The following is an 8312-nucleotide window of genomic DNA, read 5'->3' on the forward strand; positions in this document are numbered from 1 at the left end:
CGTCCCGACCGCTACGGCGGACGCCTCTCTGTACCGTACGAGCGGCGCCTACCGCTCACCCCACGGCCAGGTTCACTCCAGCCCCGGGGTGACGCTGGCCGACAGCTGTTACAGCGACTGCCTGTGGGAGTGCAGGCTGGAGGGCTGGGATCGCTACGAATGCGAGCCGATATGCCGGCAGAAGTGCACCGGCCCCCCGCCCTGTTTGGGAGAACTCTGCCTTCACGGTCGCCAGCGCCGCTGCTGTCCCTACGGGACCACCTGCTGCCAGGGCTACGAATACCCCTCGCTGCGCTCGGTCATCAACTGTTGTGAGCCTGGCGACGAATGCTGCGGGGGCACATGCTGTCCACCCGGGCACACCTGCTGCCACGGCGCGTGCTGTCCCCCCGGCCAGGAATGCTGCGGCGGTACGTGCTACACCCCAGGCCAAGGAATCGTGTGCACGAGCGACGGGGCATGCCCCCAGGATCACGTCTGCGGTGACCGGTGCTGCTTCGCCCCGAGAGAGAGTTGCATTGGCGGCAGATGTTGCAGCCCAGGCCCCCTCTGCCACGGCGGGCAGTGCTGCGCGGGAGAGCAGTGCACGCCGACCGGTTGCTGCCCCCAGGAGCGCTACACAGCAACGTCCGGCTGCTGCCCTGAAGGACACCTCGCCTGCAAAGTCAAAGTCTGGCCCCCGCCGGGCCTTGAGGGGGACCCCGAGCCCTACATCGTGGAGCAGTGCTGCCCGCCAGGCCACATCTGCCTGGACGAGGCCTGCTGCAAACGCGGCGACTGCTGCAAACAGAACGCGGACTGCCCTCCCGGCGCGCACTGCGACAAGAACAAATGCTGCCCCCAGGGACAGGAATCCGTATACGACCCGACCACAGGAAGCATGAGCTGTGCCTGAGCTTTGTTCACCGTCCGTCGTGTGCCTGCCCGCAACACTGCAAGACGGCTGACGGCAGCAAAAGTCAACGGCACCAGACCGCAGCATCCCGAGCAGCATGCGGAGGTGGAGGATATGACTGATGCCAGAGCGGACCGGCGTGAAACCCCCCGCGACCCCCTACGCGTCCGCCTGCCCGCCTTTATTGACGACGACATCGGCCTGGGCGACGTCATCACAAAAGTCACCTACAGCGCACGACTCCGCCCCTGCAACGGCTGCACACGGCGTGCCGCAACACTCAACCGCTGGGTCACATTCACCCACCGCAACCACCCCCACTGACTGCCTGTTCTCTATCCGCTCGCGCGGTCGGGCAGGTTCGAACGGGCTCCTGGTTCGGGTGAGTTGTCCGGGTCGGGTGCATGAAGGAAGGGCCTCTTGGTAGCTCGCGGATGTCGAGTCCAGCGAGAAGCAAGAGGCCCTGTTGTCGAAGTGTCGCGTGGTCGTGGTCGCCGAGTCCAGTTCGTTCACTCGTGGGTGTGACTGTCTCGCCCACAGGTTCGGGAACGCGGTCGACCGGCCGCAGCGCTGGCCCCGATACGGCTCGGACATGAGCGATGCCGAGTGGGCCGTGGTGAAGGACCTGCTGCCGGTGCCGGGCTGGCTTTCGGGCCGCGGCGGGCGTCCGGAGGGTTACTGCCACCGGCAGATGATCGACGCAGTGCGCTACCTCGTCGACAACGGCATCAAGTGGCGGGCGATGCCCGCGGACTTCCCGCCCTGGCCGCGCGTCTACGCCTTCTTCGCCCGCTGGCGGGACACGGGACTGGTCACCGAGTTGCACGACCGGCTGCGGGAAGCCGTCCGCGCCGGCGAAGGCCGCAGCGCCGAGCCGAGCGCGGGGGTCGTGGACTCGCAGTCGGTGAAGGCAGACGCCACCGTCACCTTCGGCTCACGGGGCTTCGACGCGGGCAAGAAGATCAACGGTCGCAAGCGGCACCTGCTCACCGACACGCTCGGACTTCTCCTGGCCGTGCTGGTCACACCGGCGTCCGTGACCGACCGGGACGGCGCCCGGTCCCTTTTGCCAGCGGCGGCCGGCCGCTTCCGGCGGCTGGCCCGGGTCTGGGCCGATGGCGGCTACACCGGCCACCTCACCGACTGGACCAGCCAGCACCTCGGCCTCGTCCTCGACATCGTCCGCCGCAGTGAGGACGTCCGGGGCTTCCAGGCCCTTCCCCGCCGCTGGGTCGTCGAACGGTCCTTTGCGTGGTTTCTGCGCAGCCGCCGCCTGGTCAGGGACTACGAACGCCGCACCGACACGAGCGAAGCCGTCATCCGCTGGTCGATGATCGCCCTTATGAGCCGCCGCCTGGCCGCACGATCTCGTCGGCCTGCAGTCCTGACGGCAAGGTGAACCTACCGGGCTTGGTCTCCACCAGCCAGCCCCGTTCCACCAGCCTCTTCAGCCGTGCTCTCGCGCCCTCGACGCGTGAGGCCGAGGCACTGTCCCAGCCAAGCACCACGGCCGCCCGCCGGGCACCCAGCCCGTCATTCCCGGCCTCGGCCGCGGCTGCCATCACCGCCTGGTAGTCCACCGACAGGTCTTCGACCCGGGCCGCGTTCTGTCGATGCGGCACCGCGCGGCGCGGGCCCACCGGTGTCCTCGGTGACGGGCCAACGACTGTCTCGGCCGGCTGTTCCTCCTCGGCGAGCGCTTCCAGATACTGCTCGAGGCCGATCGTCCGAAGCTTGAGAACCTCCTCGGCATCCGCCAAGTCTGCCCGCACCCGCTTCAGTTTGGCTTCGAGCTCATCCACCCGCACGGCAGCGGCCTTCCGCCGCGTTTCCAGGACCGCCCGCATCGACGGCATCCGCCACCCCCACCGACTCGATCAGCAACGAGTCGAGACTCCCGCCACAGCCGCAATCTCATGCCTGACCAGCGGAATCCGTACACAGCATTCGGAAAGAGAACGGCCTCTAAGGTTGCCGCGCTGCCGTTCTTCCCACCGGGAACGCAATGGCCAACTACGACGCAACGGCCGTCCGCGACCGCAGCCCTCAATGGCGTTCTGGCCAACTTCCGCTCAATGTCACACTCAGCCGGTGTCGCACGCTGAGCTGCAGCCTGCCGTGGAGGGCCGAGCCGCCACAGCCTTCTCCGTGCGGGTGACGCCGTGGTGGTGTCGCCTGGAGACCGCGGCCGCGGCGCAGTACAGAGGCGCCATTGCCCAATGTCGCTCCACGGCCCAACACGCACGACTTGACAGGGAACCGCAGGGCGTGCCGGGCCCGGTAGGTCTCGGGCATGCCGGTGACCGCGGTCCGCTCTCGCCCGAACCGCTCGATGATCGCGTCATACACCTCCAGGCGCCGCTCGGACTCCACATCCAGGTCGATATTCCGGCAACGAGGTACGCCGCTCGGAAAGGAACCGCTCAAACAGCAAGTGATGCTCAAGGGGAATCGCGGTGGCGATGAACAACGCGTGGTTGACCATGCTCCCGGCCCCGGATCCTCGCGCGGCAACCCGGATACCGAGAGCCCGCGTGTCGGCAACCACCTGGGCCACGGCCAGGAAGTACCCCTCGAACCCCAGCCGGCCGATGACCTCGAGCTCATAGTCGAGCTGCCGCACGGCACGCGGATTGGCATCGAGGCTTCGGGCGACCATCCCGGCCTCGCACCGCTGACGCAGCAGCCGCATCGCCGCCCCCCGCTCGCTGGAGGCGCCCACCACCGACGGTTCGGGGAAATGCGGTCGGCCCAGCCCGAGATCGGCCGGGTCAGAGTGCAGGACTGGCCGGAGCCAAGCCCGTGCCGGTCGAGCTGACGCCCACCGAACGGGCCGCTGCAACCTCCCAGCTGGCAGACGCGCTGGAGGAGTGGGGCGACGTCGACCCGGCAGGCCGCCGCGCGTGGGAGACCGCGTTCCTTCAGGACCCGGAAGCAGACCCGCAGACGTACGCAGGCCGCTCGGTGTCCGTCCCGGCGCCCTGACCTTTCCGGGCGTCTGACCAGCATCACGCTCACCGGCCCCGCACCTGCGGCATCACGGCTGCGGGTTCGGGGCCGCACCATGTCGTGGTCGTCGGGCCGTCGGGGGGGCTTGCGCGGCTTGGGTCTGCCCGGGGGAGTGTCGGCTCGGCCGGCAGGTAGTACCGCGCACCGTCCCTTCCGCGGTGCGGTCGAGCCCCCGGCCGCCGGGCCGCCCCTCCACCCCTGCCTGGGGCGGCCGGCACCTCCTTACGGCGCGCCCTTGGCCACTGGCCCCGCGCCCGCTACCGTCCGTGATTTTGGAAGAGGCCCCGTCACGCCTGAGCACGCCTTGACCCCACCCGCCGTCACTGGCCGCTCCCGGCCACTGCCCGACGCCGCGCCCCTGAGTCACGCGACCGTCGTCCCAGCCCTCCAGACAGGCGGCCAGCTGGAGCGGGAGGAGCCCGCCGCGGGCACCACCGTGAAGGACGTCATCCGGATCACCACCCGCGCCTACCGCAACGGCAGCGTCCGCGGCGTGCGGACATACCTGCACACCAACTGCGAATGCCCGATCGGGTCCACCCTCAAAGGCACGTACAGCACGTTGGCAGATGCCCACCACGCGGCGAACAAACTGGTCAAAGGAACCGGCGACTACTACCGGGAGTGCTCGAAGTCCGGCCTCGTCAAGGCCCAGGTCCTCGACCGCCCGGTCCGTCACTTCGACGACACGATGACCGCCGCCGCCTCGACGTTCAACGGCGCCGGCGTCCGCGACGGGGACGTCCTCGTCGTCACGAGCGAGGGCGTCGTCGCCATCGTCATCGGCACCGCCGTCATCGCCATCACCACCACCCGCGGCAGCCTGACGGCCCTCGACACGTCCGCCCGCAGCTTTCGGAACGGCCTGTACGCCGAGATCGTCGACCGCGCCGCCGCCGAGGCGGCCTCCGTCGGGCGCTCAGACTGCGAGGCGCCCGGGACGCCGTCCGGGCGCGGACCAGGAGTGGCGTGCGCGGGGAGCTTCCATCCCGCCTTCCATCGACCTGGGCGGAGCCAAGGCTTGCCCGCAATGATCTTTCGGTCGGACACGTGGGCGCCAGCTTTTGGGATCGGGCGTCGCCCCCTCCACTGGCAACCAAACCTGGCCGAGGGCCGCACCGGCACCGCGTCGAGCAATCACCGTGGACCGGAGCGGCATCCGCCCGTTCCCGGATCGCTCGCCATGCAGTTTCCTCTGCGTCCCATGTCCGCCGACGCACCGGCCGCACGATCGCCCACGAACGCCACCTGACGAAGGCGGGACGTGCTCGCACCGATCTGGAGCGCCGCTCTGACCAGGAAAAATTGGCAGAATATGTGAGGTTGCGCAGACTCGGGGAAGAAGGTGCGGCAACCGACAGGAGGTTGCTGTGAAGGGTGGAGATCTGGAACTGGGCGAGTTGCTGGCCGCTGCGGAAGCGGCCCCGCCCAGTGAGTCCGTCGACGTGGTGGCACACGACTTGCAGAAGCGGTTCGGTGCCGAGGCCGTGTCCTTCCTGTTCGTCGACCTCATCGGCCAGCGGCTGGTACGCCTCGCCGCGGCCGGCCATGAGCCCGCCGCCCCTGGCGAGCCGATCGACCTGCAGGGCAGCGTCTACGACAGCGTGCTGCAGAGCCAGCGCCAGCATGTGGAACCGGACGGCCAGGGCGGACGGCGCGTCATCACGCCGGTCACCAACCGCGGCGACTGCATCGGCGTCCTGGAGGTGAGCCTGCAGTCCGCAGACGACACCGTGCTGCGACAGGTCCGCGACGCGGCCCACGCACTGGCCTACATCATCGTCACGGACGGGCGCTTCACCGACCTGTACCACCTGCGCCGACGCACCACCGAGACCAGCCTGGCCGCGGAGATCCAGCACCAGTTGCTTCCCTCGGCCCCCTGCTGCGAGGCCGCCCAGTTCACTCTGGCCGCCGGGCTGGTCCCGGCCGACGACATCGGTGGTGACACCTACGACTACACCCTCGACCGCGACACCCTGCACCTGTCGATCACCGACGCCATGGGCCACGACACGAACTCTGCCCTGTTGGCCACCTTGCTGGTCGGTGCGCTGCGGCGGGCACGCCGCAGCGGCTGTGACGCCCTCAAGCAGGCCCACCACGCCCACGAGGCCCTGTTGAGCCACAGCCGCGGCCTGGCCACCGGACAGCTGCTGTGCGTCGACCTCGAAACGGGCCTGTGCGAACTGGTCAACGCGGGCCACCCCCGGCCGATGCTGCTGCGTGACAAGGCCGTCGAAGAGGTGAAACTCGCCGTCAACCTGCCCTTCGGCGTGGCGGCACCCGCCCCCTACCGCCTACAGGAACTGCAGTTGCGTTCCGGGGACCGCCTGGTCCTGCTCACCGACGGCATGCAGGAGCGCGGTGCCGCGGCCGTCGACCTGGCCTCGGTCGTTCACGACACCCGCGCGTTGCACCCGCGAGAAGCCGTCCGGAGTCTGACCGCCGCGGTGCTCGACGCCTGCCACGGCAACCTCAAGGACGACGCCACGGTCCTGATACTGGACTGGCACGGCAATCGCAGTCGGCCGGCCGGACCGAGCCCCGCCCCCGCAGCAACGATGGCCCACTCCTGAGTCCCTACTGAGAGCGGTCCATCTTCAGGCCACAGCGAGCGCGTCTTGCTAATGCGATTGTGGGCAGGCGTACCGGAGACCTCGCCCCCCATGGAGACCAGTCATGACGACCTTCCGCGCCCAGCGGCCCTCGCCCGGTGCAAGGCGTGACGACGCCGCTATCGCCGATCTGGAGCAGGAGAACGCACAGTTGCAGCATGCCGTCGGCTCCCACGCGACAGTGGACCAGGCCATAGGCGTCCTCCTCGCGACCCACCGGATTCCGCCGACGGCCGGGTTCGAGGTGCTGCGCGAGGTCTCCCAGCGCACCAACGTCAAGCTGCACACGGTCGCCGAAGCCCTGATCGACTGGGCATTGGGGCGGCCACTACCGGAACTAATCGGCCAGGAGCTGGACGCGGCGGTGCAGCGGCACCCGTAGCCGTAGACCGTCTGAGCCGGGCCGAGCGGGGCCTCAGATGTTCAGGGCCTGTTGGACGGTGGGGTGGCAGGGGATGAACAGCGCCTTCGCTTCGCCCCCCCCCGGGCTCTCCGCATCATAAAATTCCGAGCTCGACCACGCCGTAAGGTCTGCATTGCTTCCGCGCAGTGAGGAGATGAACGCATACCGCGCGGGACTCCACTCGGATGCCAAGCCCATCTGCGTGATCGCAGCCAGGGCCGTACGGAAACCCGCCGCGCTCCCAGCCGAGCAGTACACCCTCCTCACCGCCCCGTTCACAGTCGTCGGTGTCGCAGTCCCCCACCACGCCAACTAAGAGCTCGTAACACGATCTTGTTGAGGTGTCCTGGTCGGGCGTGACAGGCTGGTTGATTTGGCCGTTCGTGATGGTGTGAGTACGCGGCCGTGGATCGTGGACGACGACTTGTGGAGCTGATCGAGCCGCTGCTGCCGCCCTGGCTGGAACGGTCGCCGGGGCCTCAGCCGGTGCCCGACCGGTTGTGCCTGCAAGGGCATCCTGTATGTCCTGCACAACGACATAACCTGGCAACTGTTGCCGCTGGAGCTGGGGTTCAGCTCCGGTCAGACCTGCTGGCGCAGGGTGGAGCGGTGGCAGCAGGCCGGTACCTTCGACCATTGCACCGGGTCCTACTGCCACGGTCATCACGGCCCTGCAAGGACACGGGGTGGGGGTGAACGTCGTACGGGCGGTCGATCTAAACCTGAAGCCGGGGGTGCAGAGGACTGCACTCTCAAGCCGTCTCCGCAGCCCTCCAACACCGAGGCGCTCGCGAAGCCGGCGAACATGGCGAAAACGACGGTGCCGAAGAGCACGTAGTGCAGGTGCGCCACGACGAAGTAAGTGTCGGTGGTGTGGAAGTCCAGCGGCGGTGACGCCAGCAGCACTCCCGTCAGCCCGCCGAAGAGGAACGTCGCGAGGAAGCCCAGCGCCCACAGCATGGGCGTCTCGAACGACAGCGCACCGCGCCACATCGTCCCGATCCAATTGAAGAACTTCACTCCCGTCGGCACCGCGATCAGGAACGACGCAAGCGAGAAGAACGGCAGCAGCACCGCACCCGTGGCGAACATGTGGTGGGCCCAGACGATCGCGGACAGCCCCGTGATGGCGACGGTCGCCCCGATCAGGCCGAAGTACCCGAAGACCGGCTTGCGGCTGAAGACCGGGATGACCTCGGTGATGATGCCGAAGATGCCACGGGTGCCTCCGAGGCAACTGCTGCCAGGGCCCGTGGGCAGTTCGCCGCCATGCTGGCCGACCTGGGCGCCCACGGCTGGAAGGAGACGACGCCCACCGAGGACGTGCCGACGGAGAACGGCGGTGTCTACGTCATGGCCACGTACAAGAAGCGGGGCTGGATCCTGA

The 8312-nt window shown here is 68.6% G+C and carries 8 protein-coding genes and 2 pseudogenes; 7 read left to right on the forward strand and 3 right to left on the reverse strand.

The features are described from left to right. Positions 1–916 precede the first annotated feature (916 nt). Together ADL34_RS35360 and ADL34_RS32350 are read left to right on the forward strand one after the other, a co-directional pair. Positions 917–1219, forward strand: a complete 303-nt coding sequence (locus ADL34_RS35360) for a hypothetical protein (RefSeq protein WP_234375156.1) — start codon at positions 917–919, stop codon at positions 1217–1219. 268 nt (positions 1220–1487) lie between these two features. Further along, entirely contained in the window at positions 1488–2294 is an 807-nt protein-coding gene (locus ADL34_RS32350; RefSeq protein WP_107115770.1) for an IS5 family transposase, read from the forward strand. Here ADL34_RS32350 and ADL34_RS35370 read toward each other — a convergent pair. Further along, on the reverse strand, positions 2236–2751 hold the full coding sequence (locus tag ADL34_RS35370) for a hypothetical protein (protein WP_079034501.1): 516 nt from the start codon (positions 2749–2751) through the stop codon (positions 2236–2238). The two genes, ADL34_RS32350 and ADL34_RS35370, sit on opposite strands and share 59 nt — an antisense overlap. A 403-nt stretch (positions 2752–3154) precedes the next feature. Beyond that, positions 3155–3665, reverse strand: a pseudogene (locus tag ADL34_RS35375) (DNA polymerase III subunit alpha); the annotation flags it as partial. Positions 3666–3697: 32 nt separating this feature from the next. Between ADL34_RS35375 and ADL34_RS36485 the strand changes: the two are divergent. The 5 genes from ADL34_RS36485 (at position 3698) to ADL34_RS37310 (ending at position 7763) form a co-directional block, all read left to right on the forward strand. After that, positions 3698–3880, forward strand: coding sequence for a hypothetical protein (locus ADL34_RS36485; protein ID WP_062674514.1), 183 nt, complete (start codon positions 3698–3700; stop codon positions 3878–3880). 460 nt (positions 3881–4340) lie between these two features. Continuing rightward, entirely contained in the window at positions 4341–5156 is an 816-nt protein-coding gene (locus ADL34_RS32365) for a hypothetical protein (RefSeq protein ID WP_159039012.1), read from the forward strand. A gap of 118 nt (positions 5157–5274) precedes the next feature. Then, a complete protein-coding gene (locus ADL34_RS32370) occupies positions 5275–6483 on the forward strand; it encodes a PP2C family protein-serine/threonine phosphatase (protein WP_062674518.1) in 1209 nt (402 codons plus the stop codon). Between the two features lie 103 nt (positions 6484–6586). After that, the gene (locus ADL34_RS32375; RefSeq protein ID WP_062674520.1) at positions 6587–6904 is read left to right on the forward strand and encodes an ANTAR domain-containing protein; all 318 of its coding nucleotides are present in this window, start codon (positions 6587–6589) and stop codon (positions 6902–6904) included. Positions 6905–7478: 574 nt separating this feature from the next. After that, a complete protein-coding gene (locus tag ADL34_RS37310) occupies positions 7479–7763 on the forward strand; it encodes a hypothetical protein (RefSeq protein ID WP_107115771.1) in 285 nt (94 codons plus the stop codon). On the opposite strand, the pseudogene ADL34_RS32385 reads toward ADL34_RS37310, so the two are convergent. Beyond that, positions 7718–8137 (reverse strand): annotated as a pseudogene (locus ADL34_RS32385) (cbb3-type cytochrome c oxidase subunit I); the annotation flags it as partial. The gene ADL34_RS37310 and the pseudogene ADL34_RS32385 sit on opposite strands and share 46 nt — an antisense overlap. Between the last annotated feature and the right edge of the window lie 175 nt (positions 8138–8312).

Origin of the sequence: Streptomyces sp. NRRL WC-3605 (genome assembly GCF_001509795.1) — a bacterium.
GTDB classification, from domain to species: Bacteria; Actinomycetota; Actinomycetes; order Streptomycetales; family Streptomycetaceae; genus Streptomyces; species Streptomyces viridochromogenes.

Excerpts from the sequence above, each read along its gene's own strand:
- ADL34_RS32350 (WP_107115770.1), top strand. The coding sequence starts at position 1,488 with ATGAGCGATGCCGAGTGGGCCGTGGTGAAGGACCTGCTGCCGGTGCCG.
- ADL34_RS35370 (WP_079034501.1), bottom strand. The coding sequence starts at position 2,751 with ATGCCGTCGATGCGGGCGGTCCTGGAAACGCGGCGGAAGGCCGCTGCC.
- ADL34_RS32375 (WP_062674520.1), top strand. The coding sequence starts at position 6,587 with ATGACGACCTTCCGCGCCCAGCGGCCCTCGCCCGGTGCAAGGCGTGAC.